1 protein-coding gene is annotated in these 1,434 nt (G+C 58.6%); it reads left to right on the top strand.

Translation table 11 applies throughout. From position 1 onward, the window contains the following. Nucleotides 1–232 precede the first annotated feature (232 nt). Nucleotides 233–1,231 (top strand): IS110 family RNA-guided transposase, encoded by a 999-nt coding sequence (locus B9H04_RS17765; RefSeq protein WP_085682899.1) that lies wholly within the window; start codon nucleotides 233–235, stop codon nucleotides 1,229–1,231. Nucleotides 1,232–1,434: the final 203 nt, after the last annotated feature.

The following is a 1,434-nucleotide window of genomic DNA, read 5'->3' as shown; positions in this document are numbered from 1 at the left end:
GCTCTGTTGACTCGATGGAAACGCTGCTACCCTAGCAGAGCGTGAAACAAGATATGGGGCGCAAGAGACCGACCTGGATTTCGTGCCATAGAGCACGTTCTGTTGACTGGTCCGTGTGCGAAAGAAGCCGAGTCATGGGCGCTACAGCCCGGATGCCGCGCCCCGCGGCATCCGGGAAAGCCCGAATAGGTGAATCTCTGCTTCACGCACTGGCGTCCCGGGTGAACCAACCATGTACCTCGGAATCGACGTCCACAAACGGTACGCACAGGTGGCAGTAATGGATGAGGCTGGGAAGATCGTCGAAGAGGTTCGCGTCGAGAACGCGAACCTCGACGACCTCGCCCAGCGGTACGCCGGCGCACAGGCCGTGCTTGAGGCGACCTCCAACTACTACCACATCCACGACACGCTGTCGGAGCACTTGGATGTGACCGTTGCTCATCCCAAAAAGATCAACCAGATCGCAGACACCGACAAGAAAACAGACCGCGTGGACGCAAAAGAACTCGCGCGGATGCTCCGGTTAAATTCGGTGCCTGAAAGCTACGTTCCGACCGAGGAGGTCAGGGAAGCCCGCGCACTCGTGCGCGGGCGACAGATCCTGGTCGAAAACCGTACCAAGTACGCCAACAAGGTCCATGGACTCCTCTCCGATCACGGCATCACCGAAGACGTGAAACCGCTAACCGTGGAGGGACGAGAGTCCCTGCGGGGACTCTCGATCCCGACGCCGTTCGACACGTTGCTCGAGTCGTACCTCGACCTGATCGAGTCGCTCACCGAAGAGATTCAGAAGCTCGATGAGACGATCGAAGAGCGCGCTGGGTCTCTGAAGGAGACCCAGCTGCTCATGACGATTCCCGGTGTGAGTTACTACACTGCGCTGACAATCTACGCGGAGTTGGGTGGGATCGACCGGTTTGACGGTGACAAGGAGGTTGTCAGTTACGTGGGATTGAACCCGGTGATCCGCGAGTCAGGCGACTCGCGGATCGAAGGGAGTATTTCGAAACGTGGATCAGGGCGTGTACGATGGCTGCTCGTCCAAGCAGCAAACACCGCAGTTCATACGAGTAACGACGAGTATCTCAGTCGGTTTTACGACCGGTTAGCAAGCCGGAAGAACTCACAGAAAGCGATCGTGGCAGCAGCTCGGAAGATGCTGGTATCGATCTACCACATGCTTGATCGGGGAGAAGCGTACGATCCACCGGGTGTAACCGCATAGACGAGGGATCTGAGGGCCGCCGGTCCGGCGGCCCTCAGTGGCCGGCCGAGGCCCTCCGTGAGCGTCAGCTATCGCCAGACAGCGACCGCACCGCAGACACGTTCCGACCGCCTACCGGCTGTGAAAACAACAGATCCCTAGACGGCGTAATCATTTTGTCGCTAGACGTGGTTTGCCCGGGTAGCAGCGTTTCCATAGGTGAA

Source organism: Halorubrum ezzemoulense DSM 17463, from assembly GCF_002114285.1.
Lineage (GTDB): Archaea > Halobacteriota > Halobacteria > Halobacteriales > Haloferacaceae > Halorubrum > Halorubrum ezzemoulense.
This window is presented reverse-complemented; position numbering and strand designations above follow the sequence as displayed.

Coding starts and splice junctions, on each gene's coding strand:
- B9H04_RS17765 (WP_085682899.1), top strand. CDS start 233: ATGTACCTCGGAATCGACGTCCACAAACGGTACGCACAGGTGGCAGTA.